Source organism: Sphingomonas sp. BK481 (genome assembly GCF_014194875.1).
In the GTDB taxonomy this organism is placed as follows: domain Bacteria; phylum Pseudomonadota; class Alphaproteobacteria; order Sphingomonadales; family Sphingomonadaceae; genus Sphingomonas; species Sphingomonas aerolata.
The window spans coordinates 217198-235517 of sequence record NZ_JACIAP010000002.1 but is presented as its reverse complement, the minus strand read 5'-3'; the positions used below and the strand labels follow the sequence as shown (position 1 = coordinate 235517).

General features: G+C 67.0%; 12 protein-coding genes. 3 read left to right on the top strand and 9 right to left on the bottom strand.

The genetic code is table 11. From position 1 onward, the window contains the following. Window positions 1–19: 19 nt before the first annotated feature. The 5 genes from FHY04_RS04990 to FHY04_RS04970 all read right to left on the bottom strand — a co-directional run bounded on the left by FHY04_RS04990 (window position 20) and on the right by FHY04_RS04970 (window position 6169). Complete coding sequence (locus FHY04_RS04990) at window positions 20–1615, bottom strand: isocitrate lyase (RefSeq protein WP_183935631.1); 1596 nt, start codon at window positions 1613–1615, stop codon at window positions 20–22. A 144-nt stretch (window positions 1616–1759) separates the two neighbouring features. Continuing rightward, window positions 1760–3052, bottom strand: coding sequence for a dicarboxylate/amino acid:cation symporter (locus FHY04_RS04985; RefSeq protein ID WP_183935630.1), 1293 nt, complete (start codon window positions 3050–3052; stop codon window positions 1760–1762). Between the two features lie 110 nt (window positions 3053–3162). Continuing rightward, a complete protein-coding gene (locus FHY04_RS04980) occupies window positions 3163–3390 on the bottom strand; it encodes a hypothetical protein (RefSeq protein ID WP_051916613.1) in 228 nt (75 codons plus the stop codon). Window positions 3391–3484: 94 nt separating this feature from the next. After that, window positions 3485–4408: a cell wall hydrolase gene (locus FHY04_RS04975; RefSeq protein WP_183935846.1), complete on the bottom strand. Its 924-nt coding sequence runs from the start codon at window positions 4406–4408 to the stop codon at window positions 3485–3487. 126 nt (window positions 4409–4534) lie between these two features. Then, window positions 4535–6169 (bottom strand): NAD(P)/FAD-dependent oxidoreductase, encoded by a 1635-nt coding sequence (locus tag FHY04_RS04970; RefSeq protein ID WP_056407753.1) that lies wholly within the window; start codon window positions 6167–6169, stop codon window positions 4535–4537. A gap of 155 nt (window positions 6170–6324) precedes the next feature. Between FHY04_RS04970 and FHY04_RS04965 the strand changes: the two genes are divergently transcribed. Next, complete coding sequence (locus FHY04_RS04965; RefSeq protein WP_183935629.1) at window positions 6325–9648, top strand: PAS-domain containing protein; 3324 nt, start codon at window positions 6325–6327, stop codon at window positions 9646–9648. Window positions 9649–9666: 18 nt separating this feature from the next. Here FHY04_RS04965 and FHY04_RS04960 read toward each other — a convergent pair whose 3' ends face one another. The 3 genes from FHY04_RS04960 to acs all read right to left on the bottom strand — a co-directional run bounded on the left by FHY04_RS04960 (window position 9667) and on the right by acs (window position 13116). Next, a complete protein-coding gene (locus FHY04_RS04960) occupies window positions 9667–10455 on the bottom strand; it encodes a hypothetical protein (RefSeq protein WP_056407757.1) in 789 nt (262 codons plus the stop codon). Between the two features lie 82 nt (window positions 10456–10537). Further along, entirely contained in the window at window positions 10538–11164 is a 627-nt protein-coding gene (locus tag FHY04_RS04955; protein ID WP_056676004.1) for a response regulator transcription factor, read from the bottom strand. After that, window positions 11161–13116, bottom strand: a complete 1956-nt coding sequence (gene acs / locus FHY04_RS04950; protein ID WP_183935628.1) for an acetate--CoA ligase — start codon at window positions 13114–13116, stop codon at window positions 11161–11163. Before acs ends, FHY04_RS04955 begins: the two co-directional genes overlap by 4 nt. Window positions 13117–13263: 147 nt before the next feature. Between acs and FHY04_RS04945 the strand changes: the two genes are divergently transcribed. Continuing rightward, the gene (locus FHY04_RS04945) at window positions 13264–14691 is read left to right on the top strand and encodes a DcaP family trimeric outer membrane transporter (protein WP_183935627.1); all 1428 of its coding nucleotides are present in this window, start codon (window positions 13264–13266) and stop codon (window positions 14689–14691) included. A gap of 49 nt (window positions 14692–14740) precedes the next feature. Then, on the top strand, window positions 14741–16408 hold the full coding sequence (locus FHY04_RS04940; RefSeq protein ID WP_183935626.1) for an MFS transporter: 1668 nt from the start codon (window positions 14741–14743) through the stop codon (window positions 16406–16408). A 54-nt stretch (window positions 16409–16462) separates the two neighbouring features. On the opposite strand, the gene poxB is transcribed toward FHY04_RS04940, so the two are convergent. Next, window positions 16463–18211, bottom strand: a complete 1749-nt coding sequence (gene poxB, locus FHY04_RS04935) for a ubiquinone-dependent pyruvate dehydrogenase (protein ID WP_183935625.1) — start codon at window positions 18209–18211, stop codon at window positions 16463–16465. Window positions 18212–18320 lie beyond the last annotated feature (109 nt).

Sequence of the window (18320 nt, the reverse complement as noted above, 5' to 3'; positions counted from 1 at the left end):
TTGCGCTCCGGCTTGGGCGTCAGGCCGCGAACTGGTTCATCGTGTTGTGGACGCCGCCGGCCTTCAGCGCCGCCTCGCCCGCGAAATACTCCTTGTGATCGTCGCCTAGGTCGGAGCCCGACATGTTCTGGTGCTTCACGCAGGCGATACCCTCGCGGATTTCCTTGCGCTGGACGCCCTTCACATAGCCGAGCATCCCTGCATCGCCGAAATACTCCTTGGCGAGATTGTCGGTCGAGAGCGCCGCGGTGTGATAGGTCGGCAACGTGATCAGGTGATGGAAGATGCCGGCGCGCTTTGCCGAATCCGCCTGGAAGGTGCGGATGCGCTCGTCCGCCTCGTCGCCGAGCGGCGTGCCGTCATAGTCGACGCTCATCAGGCGCGTCCGGTCATAGGCCGACACATCGCGACCCGCTTCGGTCCACGCATCAAACACCTGCTGGCGGAAGTTCAGCGTCCAGTTGAAGCTGGGCGAGTTGTTATAGACGAGCTTCGCATTTGGCACGACCTCGCGGATGCGGTCGACCATGCCGGCTATCTGCTCGATGTGCGGTTTCTCGGTCTCGATCCAGAGCAGGTCGGCGCCGTTCTGCAAGCTTGCTATGCAGTCCATCACACAGCGATCCTCGCCGCTGCCGGCACGGAACTGGAACAGGTTGGAGGGCAGGCGCTTCGGGCGGAGCAGCTTGCCGTCGCGGTTGAGGATGACGTCGCCATTCTGCGCGGTCGCGGGGTCGATCTCCTCGCAATCGAGATAGGAGTTATACTGGTCGCCGAGATCGCCGGGCATCTTGCTGACCGCGATCTGCTTGGTGAGGCCAGCACCGAGCGAGTCGGTGCGCGTGACGATGATGCCGTCCTCGACGCCGAGTTCGAGGAAGGCGTAGCGGCAGGCGCGAACCTTGGCGAGAAAGTCCTCGTGCGGCACGGTGACCTTGCCGTCCTGATGCCCGCACTGCTTCTCGTCGCTAACCTGGTTCTCGATCTGGAGTGCGCAGGCGCCCGCTTCGATCATCTTGCGCGCGAGCAGGTATGTCGCCTCGGCATTGCCGAAGCCTGCGTCGATATCGGCGATGACGGGGACGACGTGCGTCTGGTGGTTCTCGATCGCGTTGAGCAGGCGCTTTTCCTCGATCGCGTTGCCCGCTGCGCGCGCCGTATCGACGTCGCGGAACAGCATGCCGAGCTCGCGCGCATCGGCCTGACGCAGGAAGGTGTAGAGCTCTTCGATCAGCGCGGGTACGCTCGTCTTCTCGTGCATCGACTGGTCGGGAAGGGGCCCGAATTCGCTGCGGAGCGCGGCGACCATCCAGCCCGAGAGGTAGAGATAGCGGCGGTCGGTCGTGCCGAAATGCTTCTTGATGCTGATCATCTTCTGCTGCGCGATGAAGCCGTGCCAGCAGCCGAGCGACTGGGTGTAGTTCGCCGGATCGGCGTCATAGGCGGCCATGTCGCGGCGCATGATCCCCGCGGTGTAGCGGGCGATGTCGAGACCCGAGCGGAAGCGGTTCTGTGCGCGCATCCGGGCGACCGATTCGGCGGAAATCCCGTCCCAGGTGCCGTTCCGCGCGGCGATCAGCTGGTCGATCTGGGTAAGGTCGGTCTGGAAGGTCATGCTGCATCCTCGTTCCGCGTTTGATGACGGATCGGTACACAACATGACAACAAATCGCTCGGGGCTAGGAGGCAGCTACAGCGTCGCGCTGTCAAACTCCTGCGCGTGCCTGAGTCTTCTTGTCACGTTTGTGACAGCGCGCAGTTATGCCGTGGCGGCCTGCGCCGTCCCGGCGTCTTGCAGTGCCGGATCGAGCAAGCCCTGCCGCTTGGCGACGATCGTCGGGACGAGCGCCTGCCCGGCGACATTGACCGCGGTGCGGCCCATGTCGAGGATCGGGTCGATCGCCAGCAGCAGGCCGGCGCCCTCGAGCGGGAGGCCGAGCGTCGACAGCGTGAGCGTCAGCATGACGACCGCGCCGGTCAGCCCTGCGGTGGCGGAGGACCCGAGCACCGACACGAGCACGATCAGCACATAGTCGGCGGCATGCAGCGGAATGCCGTAATATTGCGCGACGAAGATTGCCGAGACCGCAGGATAGATCGCGGCGCACCCGTCCATCTTGGTCGTGGCAGCGAGCGGAACGGCGAAGGCGGCATAGGTGCGGGGGACGCCGAGGCCGCGTTCGACGACATCCTCGGTCACCGGCAGCGCGGCGATCGACGAGCGCGACACGAAGCCGAGCTGGATTGCGGGCCAGGCGGCGGCGAAGAACCGCCGCGGGCTGAGCCCGTTGGCAAGCAGGAGCAATGGATAGACCACGAAAAGGACAATCGCGAGCCCGGCATAGACCGCGATGCTGAACGCGCCGAGCGCCGACAGCGATTGCCAGCCATAGCGGACGATCGCGTTGCCGAGCAGCGCCCCCGTACCGATCGGCGTCAACCGTATCACCCAGCGCAGGATGCGGCGGAAAAGCGCGAGCGCGGATGCATTGAAGGCGAGGAACTGCTCGCCCGCATCGCCGATCCGGACCGCGGCGATCCCGATCGTGATCGCGATGACGATGATCTGCAGGACGTTGAACGACAGCGCGGTTCGTGCGGTGTCGTCGGTCATCTTGGTCGACGCCTCGAGCCCGAGGATATTGGCGGGGACGAGCCCGCGCAGGAAGTCGAGCCACGACCCGGCGGTCGTCGGCGCGACCGCGCTGGCGGCACTGACCCCCGCGGTCACGCCGGGCTGGATCACCAGCGCGAGGACGATGCCGATCGACACCGCGATCAGCGCGGTGATCGCGAACCAGGCGAGCGTGCTGATGACCAACCGGCGTGCATTGTCGAGATCGCGCAGCGCGGCGATCGACGCGATGATCGCCGTGAAGACGAGCGGGACGACAAGCGTCTTGAGCAACTGCACGAAGATCTCGCCGACGATGCGCAGCGTCTCAGCAAGGCCCGATCCCGCGCCGGTCCCGCGCGCGACGAAGCCGAGCGCGAGCCCGGCGATCATCCCGATCAGAACCTGTAATCCGAACGATCGCCGTAATGTCTGCATGGCCGCTGTCCCGTATGAACCGGACGAAATACAGCTTCTGCACGGTGCGGTGCAACGAAGACGCTGTCCGTGCCGGGATAGCCGAGCTTGTCGGTCGCGCGGCGCGCCAATCAGCGTATGATCGGGAATTCCTCACGGAACCGGTCGACGAGTGTCTCGATCCGGTCGATATCCTCGGCGCTGCCCGAGGGCGTGACCGACCAGTTGCAATGCGCGTGCGTGTCGGTCGAATAGACCCGGACCTCGCCGACCGCCATGCGCCACCGACGCCGGTCGCCGAGATGGTCGCGAGTCAGAACGGTCACGAGCCGATCGCGCAATTCGCTGGCGGTCAGCATCGGGGTCCGGAACGGGTCATGGGGCAGGGCAGGTGGAGCAGCATGGGGCCGGCGATACCGCGCCCGTCGCGATGTGGCACCCCCCAAAGGGCGATCAGGTCGGATCGCTTTCCTCGGAAATCGAAACGAGCGGCAGCGGGGCGCCACCTCCAAGGACCGGGCCGGCATGTACCGAACCGATATGAATGCGGACACCCGACGCCAGATGCACGCGTGGTGTTGCGGCGGAGGACTCAGATGGTGTCGACAGCGCAGTCTCCACCCCCGGCATGGTCCGGCCGCGATGGACGGTGACGCCGGATCCCGCCGTACCGGGTTCGGTAGAGGCGGACGGGGACGCGGCGAAGATCGTATCGGGCGCCGCAACGCGGGTCGGTTCGACGCCCGCATAGGTCTGGCGGAAGCTGAGCGCGCGCTCCATCGCGCCGCGCCAGCGATAGAAGATGTGCGCACCGACTGCGCCGACCCGGCTGAGGCTGGGCGCCCACCAGGGCAGGATCGAGGCGGCGTGGTAGGAGGTCGAGGCGCCGACCGGGGCGAAGACGCTGCCGTCGAACGCGGCGCGCGCGACCGATGCGGCCCTTGCCCAGGCGGCACCGTCGCGGGGGTGGTTCATCGAGCCGTCGCAGGTGAAGCTGAACTGGCAGCCGGTGCGCCGTGTCGACCCCTGATAGACGACGCCGCAGACGCTGTGCGGAAAGGCGCGATCGCGCACGCGGTTGAGCACGACCTGTGCGACCGCGCGCTGGCCATCGGTCTGTTCGGAGCGTGCCTCATAATAGACCGCGGCGGTCAGGCAGGCGATTGCGCGCTGGCGGTCGTCGTCACTTTGCGCGGCGCCGGGAAAAGCGGGCGCGGCGGCGAGGGTGCGCGGGGTGTCGTTGGTGGAGGCGGCAGAGGCGGCAAAGGCGCGGTCGAGTGGTTCGGCGGGCGCCTCGAGCGCGAGCCCGGCGAGCAGGCTGCGCGCTTCTGCTGCGTCGCGGACCGGGACGCCGGTCGTCGGTGCAGCCACGCGCATTGACGGGGGAACGCACGAGGTGCTGGCGGCGATCGCCGCGAAACCGAGCACTGTTCTCTTGAGCATGGGGTAGATCGCGCGTCGTGACAGGAAGCCTGCACGTACCACCCGGATGTTAGATAGTGGTTAAGCCCCCGGCGTGGCGCCGACGAGGCTCAGCCCGACCGCCTCGGCGACCTTGATGCCGTCGACGCCGGCCGACAGGATCCCGCCCGCATAGCCCGCGCCCTCGCCGGCGGGGAACAGGCCGATCGTGTTGAGGCTTTGAAAATCGTCGCCGCGCGTGATCCGGACGGGAGACGAGGTACGCGTCTCGACCCCTGTCAGGACCGCGTCGGGGTGGTCATAGCCGGGAATGTCGCGACCAAATACCGGCAGCGCCTCGCGCATCGCCGTGACCGCGAATTCGGGAAGGCATTCGGCGAGATCGGTGAGGTGGACGCCGGGGCGGTAGGACGGGATGACCGTGCCGAGCGCGCTCGACGGGCGGCCGGCGAGGAAATCGCCGAGGCGCTGCGCGGGGGCCTTATAATCGGATCCGCCCGCGACATAGGCGCGCGATTCCCAATGGCGCTGCAATTCGATGCCCGCCAGTGGATTGCCGGGATAGTCACGCGCAGGGTCGATGCCGACGACGAGTCCCGAATTCGCGTTGCGCTCGTTGCGCGAATATTGGCTCATGCCGTTGGTGGCGACGCGGCCTTCCTCGGACGTCGCCGCGACGACGGTACCGCCCGGGCACATGCAGAAGCTGTAGACGGTGCGCCCGTTCGTGCAGTGATGCGACAGGCTGTACGCGGCGGCGCCGAGATCCGGATGGCCGGCACAGGGGCCGAACCGCGCCTCGTCGATCCAGGATTGCGGATGTTCGATGCGCACGCCGATCGAGAAGGGCTTCGCCTCCAGGAATACGCCGCGATCGTGCAGCATGTGGAAGGTGTCGCGCGCACTGTGCCCCACCGCGAGCACGACATGATCCGCCTCGAGATAGTCGCCGGTATGCAAATGCAGCCCGCGGATGCGCCGCGTGCCGTCCGCATCGACCGCGATGTCGAGATCGTCGACGCGGTGCTCGAAGCGATATTCGCCGCCGAGCGACTCGATCGTCGCGCGCATCGCCTCGACCATCGTCACCAGCCGGAACGTGCCGATATGCGGATGCGCCTCGGTCAGGATCTCGGGCGGGGCGCCGGCCTTGACGAACTCGGTGATGACCTTGCGGCCGAGATGGCGGGGATCCTTGATCTGGCTCCACAGCTTGCCGTCGGAGAAGGTGCCCGCGCCGCCCTCGCCGAACTGGACGTTGGACTCGGGGTTAAGGACGCTGCGGCGCCACAGGCCCCAGGTGTCCTTGGTGCGTTCGCGGACCAGCTTGCCGCGGTCGAGGATGATCGGGCGGAACCCCATCTGCGCGAGGATGAGGCCGGCGAACAGGCCGCACGGCCCTGTTCCCACGACGACCGGGCGACGCGCGCCCGGCGTCTCGGGTGCCTTGGCGACGTGGCGATAGCCGGTATCGGGGGTCGTGTTGACGTGACGGTCCTTGCGGAACCGCGCGAGGATCGTCGCCTCGTTCTTCGCGGTGACGTCGATCGAATAGACGAGCTGGATGTCCATCTTGTCGCGCGCGTCATGCGCGCGCCGCGCGACGGTATAGCGGATCAGTTCGCGGGGGGTGATGCGCAGCCGCTTGCAGACCGCGGCGGGGATCGCTTCGTCGGCATGGTTGAGCGGCAGCTTGAGTTCGGTGATGCGGAGCATGGGGCCCTGTAACGCGGGCCGCGGGGTTTCGCCATGAGCTGTGGTACCGAAGCGCAGACCGTGCAGGCCTTGCCCTGGGACGGCCCGGACTGCACGATATCGGCATCCGGGAACAAGGGAGCTAGCCGATCAACAGCGCCGTCGTCATCGCCGCGATGCTTGCCTATGGCACCGCGTTGTTCGGGATCGCCTGGGTCGTCGATCGGCGCGGGCTTTCGCCGCGCATGGCGCGGATCGCCTATCCCTTGTCACTGGCCGTCTATTGCAGCAGCTGGACCTTCTTCGGCGGCGTCGGCACCGCGGCGACGCGCGGCTGGGATTATCTGTCGATCTACCTCGGCCCGGCGCTGGTGTTCCTGCTCGCGCCGGGATTCCTGACCAAGCTCGTCCGGCTGGCGCGCGACGAAGGGTCGAGCTCGATCGCCGACTTCATCTCGGCGCGTTATGGTCGCAGCCGGAGTACCGCGGCGATCGTCGCGGGGACCGCACTGGTCGCGTCGATCCCCTATATCGCGCTGCAGCTGCGATCGGTGACGCTCAGCTTCGGCGCGCTGGTCGGGATCGGCGGATCGGTGCTGGTCGGGCCGCTCGTCGCGCTGCTGCTGGCGACGTTCGCGATCAGCTTCGGCGCGCGACGCTATGAAGTAGCGGGGGGCAATACCGGCGTGGTCGCGGCGATCGCGGCGGAATCGCTGATCAAGCTGCTTTGCTTCGTGGCGCTTGGCGGATTCGCGCTGACGCTGCTTGCGACGATGCCGGCCGCGCGGATCACGCCCCCGCTGACCGGGTTCGTCGAGGGTTTCGCGCCCGGCGCACTGACCCCCGATTTCTTCGTCCGTACGCTGTTATCCGCCTGCGCGATTCTGTGTCTGCCGCGTCAATTCTATGTCGGGATACTAGAAGCGAGCGGCCCGGCGGCGGTGCGGCGCGCGCGCTGGCCGTTCATCGCCTATCTCGCGGTGATCTCGGTGATGGTCCTGCCGCTCGTGCTGGCGGGGCTGGCGGTGTTACCCGCCGATACGCGACCCGACCTCTATGTGCTGGCGGTCCCGCTGGCGCTCGACAACGATCCGATGGCATTGCTCGCGTTCATCGGCGGGTTTTCCGCCGCAACCGCGATGGTCGTCGCCGAGACGATCGCGCTGTCGACGATGGCGACCAACGACCTGCTGGCCCCATTGCTGCTGCGGCGGCAGACCGATGGAGGGGAAGGCGATCTGGGGCGGCGGCTGCTGCGTGTCCGGCGCGTGATCATCGCCGCGATCGTCGCCGCAGCTTTGTGGTACGGCACGAGTATCGGCGACGAGCTGTCGCTCGCATCGATCGGGCTGATCGCGTTCGCCGGCGTCGCGCAGTTCGCGCCCGCGCTGATCGCCACCGTCGGCTGGGGCTTTGCCGATACCCGGGCGGCGCGCGGCGGCTTGATCGGCGGCGTCGTCGTCTGGGCCTATTGCCTGTTGATGCCATCGGTATTGGGTGGCTTCGGCGCCAGTCTTGCGAAAGCGAGCGGCGGACTGCTCGACCCCGATGCGCTGATGCGGGTCGCGCTCGGATCGCCGCTGGTCAACGGCACGGTCTGGAGCCTGGGCGTGAATATCGCGCTGATGGCGGTGCTGCACCTGTACGCGGCGCGGCGGCGGGTCTTCGGGGGACGGCACAGCGTGCTGGATCACGTCACGACCTTTGGCGAACTCAAGATCCTGGTCGCGCGCTTCGTCGGCGATGCCGAAGCCGCGGAGGGGCTGGACCCGCTGTCACGCGATCCGGGCGCGCCGATCGACGGACGCGCCGCCCGTCAGGCGGAACGGCTGATCGCGGGCGTGATCGGCGCACCCTCGGCGCGGCTCATCGTGACGTCGAGCCTGGCGGGTTCGGCGATGGAAGTAGGCGACGTCGTCCGGCTGCTCGACCAGCGGGGGCGCAGCCTGCGCTTCTCACGGTCCCTGCTGTCGGCAACGCTCGAGACGATCGACCCGGGCGTCAGCGTGATCGACGCCAATCTGAGGCTCGTCGCGTGGAATCCGCGCTATGTCGAGATGTTCGACTATCCCGAAGACTATGTGATCGCCGGACGGCCGATTGCCGACTTGATCCGCTACAATGCCGAGCGCGGCGAATGCGGCCCGGGCGGCGTCGAAGCGCATGTGTCGCGCAGGCTCGCGCATCTCGAACGCGGCCTTCCGCACAGTTTCGAGCGGCTTCGACCGTCGGGGCGGTGGATCAAGACGGTCGGTCAGGCCATGCCGGGCGGCGGCTATGTCCAGAGCTTCACCGATATCACCGCAGAAAAGACCGCGCAGGCGGAATTGGAGGCCCGGGTCGAGGCGCGGACGCATGATCTGGCCCAAACGAACACGATGCTCGACGAGGCGCGGCGGCATGCCGAGACCGCGACGCGCGACAAGACCCGGTTCCTTGCCGCGGCAAGCCATGACCTGCTCCAGCCGCTTCATGCCGCCCGGTTGTTCTGCGCGGCACTCGACGAGGGCAAGGCGCCGCACCAGGCCGACCTGGTGCGCGCGATCGATGGCGCGATCGGGTCGGCGGATACGCTGCTGCGGGCCTTGCTCGACGTGTCGCGGCTTGACGCGGGCGGGGTCGTGCCGAAGATCGAGCAGTTCGTGCTCGGGGACCTGATCGAGGAACTGGCCGCCGAGTTCCGGCCGCTTGCCGGCGAACGCGCGTTGATCCTCGCCTCGCACCCGGGGACGCACATCGTCGCCACCGACCGATCGCTGCTGCGCTCGATCCTGCAGAACTTCCTGTCGAATGCGGTGCGTTATACCCCGTCGGGGCGGATCTGGATCGGCGCGCGGCGGCGCGGCGGTGACGTCCTGGTCGAGGTGCGGGACAGCGGGCCGGGCATCGCGGCGGGTGACCGTGAACGGATCTTTGCCGAGTTCGAGCGGGTGGAGAGCAAGGGCAGCGCGGGCGGCGGTGTCGGGCTGGGGCTGGCGATCGTCCAGCGGATCGCGCAACTGCTCGACCTGCGGATCGAATTGCGGTCGCAGCCGGGTGCGGGGTCGACCTTCGCCGTTCGCGTTCCGCTGGCGGCGCATGCGACGCTGCCCGATCGTGCCAGGACGGCCCCGGTCCTGCGCGACCTGCCGCCGGGGCTGCGCGTCCTGTGCCTCGACAATGATGCCGCCATTCTCGCCGCGCTTGACGCGGCGCTCCGGTCGCGGCGCTGCGTCCCGCTGCTGGCGGCGACAATCGAGGAGGCGATGACGCTGGCGGCGGACGAGGAGCCCGACGTCGCACTGATCGATTTCCATCTCGAGGTGGCGCAGGACGGACTGGACGTTGCCGAACGCTTGTCGGCGATGGCACCGGCGCCCGCGATCGCGCTGGTGACCGCGGACCGCAGCGCGGCGGACGATCCGCGCTGTGCCGGGATCACCGTCTTGACCAAGCCGGTGGTGCCACGCGAGCTATGGGCATTCCTCGAACAGGCATCAGCCGCCGCGGCTGCGGTTTGAGGTCCCGGCCCAGCGCGCCTATTTGTTCGGTGCGCTGGTGAAGTCGATCTTGATGCGGACCCAGGCGCCGATCATCTTCTTGCCGCCGACCCGAGGCGGCAGCACGCGGAACTGCCATGCGGCCTGCCGCATTGCGCGGGCCAGCCCCGAGCCGACCGGGGATTCGCCGAGCGACCGGCAATTCTCGACCCTGTAGTTCTCCGCGGTCCGGCAGGCGATCAGTGCCCAGCTGCCCGGGGGTGCGCCATTGGGAACATAGCCCGCAAGTTCGGCATGGCTCGGTTCGGTATACCATTCGGCATTGTAGAGCCGCTCGCCACTTGGACCTTCGCCCGGGCCGTAGGCAGAGCCGCTGTCCTTGCCAGCGCCCGCGCCATCGGTGTCGGAGCCGCCCGCCTGGCGATCGCCCGGGTGCGACGGGATCTTGGATATGTCCGCCGAATCGAACAACTCCATGCCGCCCGCCAGCATCTTGGGGAAGGCCGGGGCAGGGGTGACGGGGCGCGGGTCCGACGCCGGCGCGGTCGATGGCGGGCGGGGCGATCTGGGCGAGGCGCCGCCGGCGACCTTCTTCGCCTTTTCGATCACCGGGCGTTGCGGGGTCTCGGGTTTCGTCTCGCGGTCGGGTAACAGGCGGAAGCTGCTGGGCGGTGGCGTCGGCTCGGGCTTGGTCGGCGTTGGCGCGAGCCGCAGCAGCAGGAGAATGACGACGACATGCGCGGCGATCGCCAGCAGGAATGAACGCGCGCGCCGCCAGAGCGGCTGGCGCGATCGGTTCGACGCGGACAGGTAGGACGTCGAAGCCATTGATGGTCGCCTAGACCGCGCAAGGTGGTGTCGCAAGACGTCGATTGCCGTGCGGCTCGTCTCACAAGTGGGAGGCGGTCGGCTAGTCGGCGAAGCGAATGTCGAGCGCGCGCGCGGCAAGCACCGCCTGGGTGCGGTTCTGGACGCCGAGCTTGCGCAGGATCGCGGTCATGTGGCCCTTTACGGTCGCCTCCGAAACGCCGAGATCGAACGCGATCTGCTTGTTGAGTCGCCCCGCGAGAACGCCGAGCAGCACTTTCAATTCGGTCGGGGTCAGGCTGGCGACGCGATTGGAGATGTCATCGGCCGGCAGGGCGGCGACGGGGGCATCGCGGTCGCCCGCCAGCGCGCGCGCGACCGCATTTTCGAGCGTGGCGAGATCGGCGGTCTTCGACACGAAGCCGACCGCGCCATAGGCGCGCGCGCGCGGCGCGGCCTCCGCCTCGTCGGCGGACGAGATGACGACGATCGGCGTGTCGGGACGCTCAGCATGCAGCAGTGCGACACCCGCAAAGCCCTCCGACCCCGGCATCCGCAGGTCGAGCAGGACGAGATCGAGGCGGGCGGCGCCGCGCGCCGCCTCGATCGCCTCGCCGAGCTGCCCCGCCTCGAGGATCACCGCATCGGGGGCCGCGCGACCGACCGCCAGCTTCAACGCCTGGCGAAACAGCGGGTGGTCGTCGGCGATCAGGATCGTGCGCGCGGTCATGCGAAGGCGGCGGTGGCCTTTTCGCGACCCGTGATCAGCGCGTCGACGACCGTCGGATCGGCGAGCGTCGAGGTATCGCCCAGACCGTCGAGCTGGTTCTCGGCGATCTTGCGCAGGATCCGGCGCATGATCTTGCCCGAGCGCGTTTTCGGCAGGCCGCGGGCGAACTGGAGGACATCGGGCGTCGCGATCGGGCCGATCTCGCGGCGGACCCATTGGACGAGTTCCTTGCGCAACTCTTCGCTGGGTTCGGCATTCGCGTTGAGCATGACATAGGCATAGATGCCCTGGCCCTTCACGTCGTGCGGCATGCCGACGACCGCGGCTTCGGCAACCTTCGAATGTGCGACCAGCGCGCTCTCGACTTCGGCGGTGCCCATGCGGTGGCCGCTGACGTTGATCACGTCGTCGACGCGGCCGGTGATCCAGTAATAGCCATCCGCGTCGCGGCGGCAGCCGTCACCGGTGAAATACTTGCCCGGATAGGTCGAGAAATAGGTCTGGAAGAAGCGCGCATGATCGTTCCACACGGTCCGCATCTGCCCTGGCCAGCTGTCGGCGATCACGAGATTGCCCTCGACCGCGCCGTCCAGCACCTTGCCGTCGGCATCGACCAGTTCGGGCACCACGCCGAACAATGGCTTGGTCGCGCTGCCGGGCTTGAGCGCGGTCGCACCGGGGAGCGGGCTGATCATGTGTCCGCCGGTCTCGGTCTGCCACCAGGTGTCGACGATCGGGCAGCGGCCTTCACCGACGACATTGTGATACCAGTTCCAGGCCTCCGGGTTGATCGGCTCGCCGACCGACCCGAGCAGCCGAAGCGACTTGCGGCTGGTCCGCGTGACCCAGTCGTCGCCCTCGCGCATCAGCGCGCGCAGCGCGGTCGGTGCGGTGTAGAGCGTGCTGACCTGATATTTGTCGACGATTTGCCAGAAGCGGCTGTGGTCGGGGTAATTGGGAACGCCCTCGAACATCACCGTCGTCGCGCCGTTCGCGAGTGCGCCGTACAGCGTATAGGTGTGGCCGGTGACCCAGCCGACATCGGCCGCACACCAGAAGACGTCGCCTTCGCGGTAGTCGAACACATATTCATGCGTCATCGACGCCCAGACGAGATAGCCGCCGGTGGTGTGGAGCACGCCCTTGGGCTGCCCGGTCGATCCGCTGGTGTAGAGGATGAACAGCGGGTCTTCCGCGTTCATCGGTTCGGGTGCGCAGTCGGTCGACTGGTTTGCGACGCACTCGTGATACCAGCAATCGCGGCCCTCGGTCATCGCGATGTCGCCGCCGGTGCGGCGGACAACGATGACCGTCTCGACGCCGAGATCGCCCTGATCGAGCGCGGCATCGACATTGGCCTTCAGCGGAATCGTCTTGCCGCCGCGCAGCCCTTCGTCCGCGGTGATGACGACGCGGCTGTCGCAATCGTGGATCCGGTTGCACAGGCTGTCGGGGGAGAAGCCGCCGAACACGACCGAATGGATCGCGCCGATCCGCGCGCAGGCGAGCATCGCGAACGCGGCTTCGGGGATCATCGGCAGATAGATCGTGACGCGGTCGCCCTTCGCGACGCCGCGTGCCTTCAGCGCATTGGCGAGCCGGGACACTTCGTCACGCAGTTCGGCGTAGCTGATCGTGCGCGAGTCGGCGGGGTCGTCGCCTTCCCACAGGATCGCGGTCGCATCGGGCCGTGCATCGGCGTGGCGATCGACGCAATTGGTGGCGACGTTGAGCTGGCCGTCCTCGAACCAGCGGATGCGGAAATCGGCCTCGTCGAACGACGTGTCCTTGATCTTGGTCGGGGAAATGATCCAGTCGAGCCGCTGCGCCTCTTTCGCCCAGAAGGCATCGGGATCAGTCGCGGCCTCGGCATACATCCGGTCATAGGCGGCGGCATCGATCCGTGCGTCCTTGGCCCATGCTGCGGGAACGGGATAGCTGGCCTCGGTCATCACACTCTCCTTTTGCCGCCGTTCTAGACGGTCGCGCGGCACGCGGCACCCCCAACCAAAGTCAGGGATGATCCCGCCCGGGCGATCCGCCATCGTCGTGTTGCTTGCATCTACGCGTCAGACCGGTGGAGCAACCAGGAGGTTGGGATGAGACGATCGGTATTCACGACGTTGCTGCTGGGCACGGCCCTTGCCGGGCTGACGCCGGGCGCCGCCTTCGGCCAGACCGCGCGAGAGGCGGAACTCGAAGCACGGCTCAAGGCGCTCGAAGCAGCGGTCCAGGACCTTCGCGGTGAGTTGACCGCAGCGCGTGCAACCGCCGCCGCGGCCCCGACTGTGCCCCCACAGACCGCCGTCGCTGCGTCGCAGGTGACGGCGCCGGCCGCATCGCCCGGCGGATCGCCCGGCGCGACCAATGTGGCCCAGGCCAAGCCTGTCGCGACAAATTCGGCACCGACCGACGGTTTTCGCATGGGGAACACGACGGTCAAGCTGGGCGGTTTCGTTCGCCTCAACGCCATCGCCAGCCGCTACAGCGGTGGCGAGGTCGCGGTCGGGGGGCTGGGCAAGGAGTTCTTCCTGCCGCAGCAGATTCCGGTCGGCGGCGGGTTCTCCAGCCAGGACCTGCTGCTCTCCGCGCGCCAGACCCGCCTGCAGTTCAGCACGGCAACCCCGATGAACGGTACCGACATAAAGACGCTGGTAGAGTTCGATTTCGCGCTCGCGACGGCGCCGGTCGGTGCCCAGCGCGCGACCAACCCTTACACGCCCACTTTCCGCCGTGGCTTCATCGAATATGGCAATCTGCTGGTCGGGCAGGAATGGTCGACTTTCCAGAACATCGCGGTGCTGCCCGAGACGACCGATTTCGTCGGACCGCTGGACGGCACGGTGTTCAACCGCCAGGCGCTGATCCGCTACTCCATCCCCTTGCGAACCGGGCTGACGTTGCAGGTCGCGGTCGAGAATCCCGAAACGGAAACGGCGCTTCCCGCCAATGCGGCGCTGGTCGACACGGATGACGACCGCCTGCCCGACGTGGTGGCACGGCTGAACTGGAAGTCGACACTCGGCGATTTCGCGCTGGCCGGCATCGCGCGCGAATTGCGCACCGATACGCTGGGCCGCGGCGATACCGCCTTTGGCTGGGGCGTTTCCGGTTCCGGCAAGATCCCGATCGGCAAGCGTCACGACCTGCGCTTCATGGCGACCTACGGGCAGGGCATCGGCCGGTATCTGGGATTGGGATATGTCCCCGACGCGATCTACGGCGGCACCGCGACGCAGCTCGAGCGGATCGACAATTTCGCGGGCTTCGCGGCGCTGCGGATCGGCTGGACCGATGCGATTCACTCGACCGTCATGGGCAGCTACCAATCGGCCGATTATCCGGCCGGCGTGATCGTCACGGGGCTGGCCAATGCCAAGTCCTATGGCGGTGCTGCCAACCTGTTCTGGTCGCCCGGCAAGGGCTTCGACATCGGCGTCGAATATCGCCACGCCGTCCGCGAACTGGTCTCGGGTGACACCGGTGCGCTCGACCGCATGGAATTCGCCTTCAAATACGGGTTCTGATCGCCCGACGTTCCAAAATCACCACCGCTCCACTTGAGAGGATACCGCCATGGCAACGACAACAGGGGACGCATCGCCCCTTGGTCACGTGAAGCAGAGCCAGCCACTGATCATCATCGCGTCGTCGCTCGGCGCGGTGTTCGAATGGTATGACTTCTATCTCTACGGGCTGCTCGCGACGATCATCACCGCGCAGTTCTTTTCGGGCGTCAACGAGACGACCGGTTTCATCTTCGCGCTCGCGGCGTTTGCGGCGGGGTTCGCGGTACGGCCGTTCGGTGCGCTGGTGTTCGGGCGGATCGGCGATGTCGTCGGGCGCAAGAACACCTTCCTCGTCACGATGGCGATCATGGGCCTGTCGACCTTCCTCGTCGGCCTGCTCCCGAGCTATGCTTCGGTCGGCGTCGCCGCGCCGATCGCGCTGGTCGTGCTGCGGCTGTTGCAGGGCCTCGCGCTCGGCGGCGAATATGGTGGCGCTGCGACCTATGTCGCCGAGCATGCGCCCGACAAGAAGCGCGGGCTGTTCACCAGCTTCATCCAGACCACGGCGTCGCTCGGGCTGTTTGCAGCGCTGCTGATCGTCATCGGCGTTCGCACGCTCGTCGGCGAGGAGGCGTTCGCGGCCTGGGGATGGCGCATCCCGTTCATCGTCTCGATCGCGTTGCTCGCAGTGTCACTCTGGATCCGGATGCAGCTCGAAGAGAGCCCGGTGTTCCAGAAGATGAAGGAGGAGGGCAAAACCTCCAAGGCACCGCTGACCGAGGCGTTCGCCAAATGGGGCAACCTCAAGATCGTGCTGATCGCGCTGTTCGGTGCGGTCGTGGGGCAGGGCGTCGTGTTCTACACCAGCCAGTTCTACGCGCTGTTCTTCCTCGAAAAGAATCTCCGTGTCGACGGGCCGACGACGAACATTCTTATCGCAATCGCGCTGCTGATCGCGACGCCGGCGTTCATCTTTTTCGGCTGGCTGTCGGACAAGGTCGGGCGGAAATGGATCATCCTGACCGGCTGTGCGCTCGCCGCACTGACCTATATGCCGCTGTTCCACGCGCTGTCGGAGGCAGCCAACCCGGCGCTCTATGCCGCGCAGCTGTCGTCGCCAGTCAGCGTCGTCGCCAACCCCAATGAATGCTCGGTGCAGTTCGATCCGGTCGGCAAGAACAAGTTCGACAGCAGCTCGTGCGACATCGCTAAGTCGTATCTGGCCAAGGCGGGCATTTCCTACACCAACGTCGTCGCACCGGCCGGCACGGTCGCCCAGATCCATATCGGCGGCGCAACCATTCCGGTCGTCAATCCGGCGATCATAACAGGGGCCGATCGTACTGCAGCGATCAAGGCGTTCGGGGCCGAGGTGAAGACCGCACTGACCGCAGTCGGCTATCCTGAAAAGGCGGACCCGGCGCAGATCAACAAGCCGATGGTCGTCGCGATACTCGTCCTGCTCGTGCTGTACGTGACGATGGTCTATGGCCCGATCGCCGCGCTGCTCGTCGAGCTGTTCCCGACGCGGATCCGCTATACCTCGATGTCGCTGCCCTATCATATCGGCAATGGCTGGTTCGGCGGCTTCCTGCCGACTGCGGCCTTCGCGATGGTCGCGGCGACCGGGGACATCTATTACGGGCTCTGGTACCCGATCCTGGCCTGTGCGGTCACCGCGCTGGTCGGTCTGGTCTTCCTGCCCGAGACGTTCCGCCGCTCGCTGCACGGCTGAACGGTAGTATCGAAAAGTCCCGGGGTGCGGCAGCCGCCGCGCCCCGGATCTGTTTCAGAACAGCGTCTTGAACAATCCGGCATTGGTCTTGCCGAGCTCGACGATCGAATCCCCGCGACCACTCATCACCGCTTTCGCCATATAGAGCGTGAAGCCCTTCATCTGTTCGAGCGTGATCTTGGGCGGCATCGACAGTTCGGTGCGCGCGGTGACGGCATCGAGCAGTGCGGGGCCCGGATGCGCAAGCACCTCGCGGACGCCCGCCTCGACCTCGCCAGAGTCGGTGACGCGGACACCATGCAGACCGATCGCACGCGCCATCGCGGCGAAATCGGGATTGTCGAGCGCGACCCCGGTCTCGATCATCCCCGCCGCCTTCATCTCCATTTCGACGAAGCCGAGCGTGCCGTTGTTGAAGACGATGATCTTCACCGGCAGGCCGAGCTGCCGAACGGTCAGCAATTCACCCATCAGCATCGCCAGGCCGCCGTCGCCCGACAGGCTGACGATCTGACGGCCGGGATAGGCGGCCTGCGCGCCGATCGCCTGCGGCAGGGCGTTTGCCATCGAGCCATGGTTGAACGACCCGATCAGCCGGCGGCGGCCGTTCATTTCCAGGTAGCGCGCTGCCCAGACGGTAGGCGTGCCGACATCGCACGCGAAGACGGCGTCGTCGCTTGCCAGGTCGCTGACGATGCGGGCGACATGCTGCGGGTGGATCACGCCGCTGCCCGCGGTACCGGTCGCGAGCTCGTCCAGGCCTTTGCGCGACTTGGCATAGTCCTCGCGTGCGTCGCGCAGGAAGGCGCCGTCGCGCTCGCGTGTCAGCAGCGGCAGGACATGGTCGATCGTCGCGCCGACGTCGCCGACCAGCCCGAGATCGATCGCGGTGCGGCGCCCGAGATTTTCGGGCCGCAGGTCGATCTGCGCCACCTTCGCCTTTTCCGGATAGAATTGGCGATAGGGGAAGTCGGTCCCGAGCATCAGCAGCGTGTCGCACCCCATCATCGCGTCATAGCCGGACGAGAAGCCGATCAGCCCGGTCATGCCGACATCATAGGGATTATCATATTCGACGAATTCCTTGCCGCCGAGTGCATGGACAACCGGTGCCTGGAGCACGCCGGCAAGCGCGACGAGTTGCGCATGCGCCCCCCGACAGCCGCGACCTGCGAGGATCGTCACCTTGCCGGCGTCGTTCAGCAGCGCGGCAAGGCGAGCGAGCGAGTCCTGATCGGGGATGATCGTGGCCGCTTCGGGCAGCAACGCCGTGCGGGATCGGGCGACGAGGCCGGTCGTCGAGCGCAGTGCGACATCACCCGGCATCGCGACGACCGCGACGCCACGATGGCCGACCGCGGCACGGATCGCGGTATCGAGCGTGCGCGGCATCTGATCGGCATCGGAGATCGTCTCGCAATAGACGCTGCATTCACGGAACAGCGCCTCGGGACGGGTTTCCTGGAAGTAGTTGGAGCCGATTTCTGCGCTCGGTATCTGCGCCGCAATCGCGAGTACCGGCACGCGCGTCCGGTTGCAGTCGTACAGCCCGTTGATCAGATGCAGGTTGCCCGGCCCGCAGGAGCCGGCGCAGACCGCGAGCTTGCCGGTGAGTTGCGCTTCGGCGCCGGCCGCGAAGGCCGCCGCTTCCTCGTTGCGAACGTGCACCCATTCGATCGTTCCGCGCCGCCTGAGCGCTTCGGTGAGGCCGTTCAGGCTGTCGCCGACCACGCCATAGATGCGCTCGACACCGGCAAGCTCGAGCGTCTCGACGAACAGGTCGGCGATCAGGGTCTTGGGCATCGGGCGTCTCCGGGTCTCGAAAGGGGGGAAGGTCGAGGCTTCAACGCGTTCCGGCGGCAAGTGACGCGGCGGAATCGCGGAATTCAACTTGGGAGCGGTATGACCGATC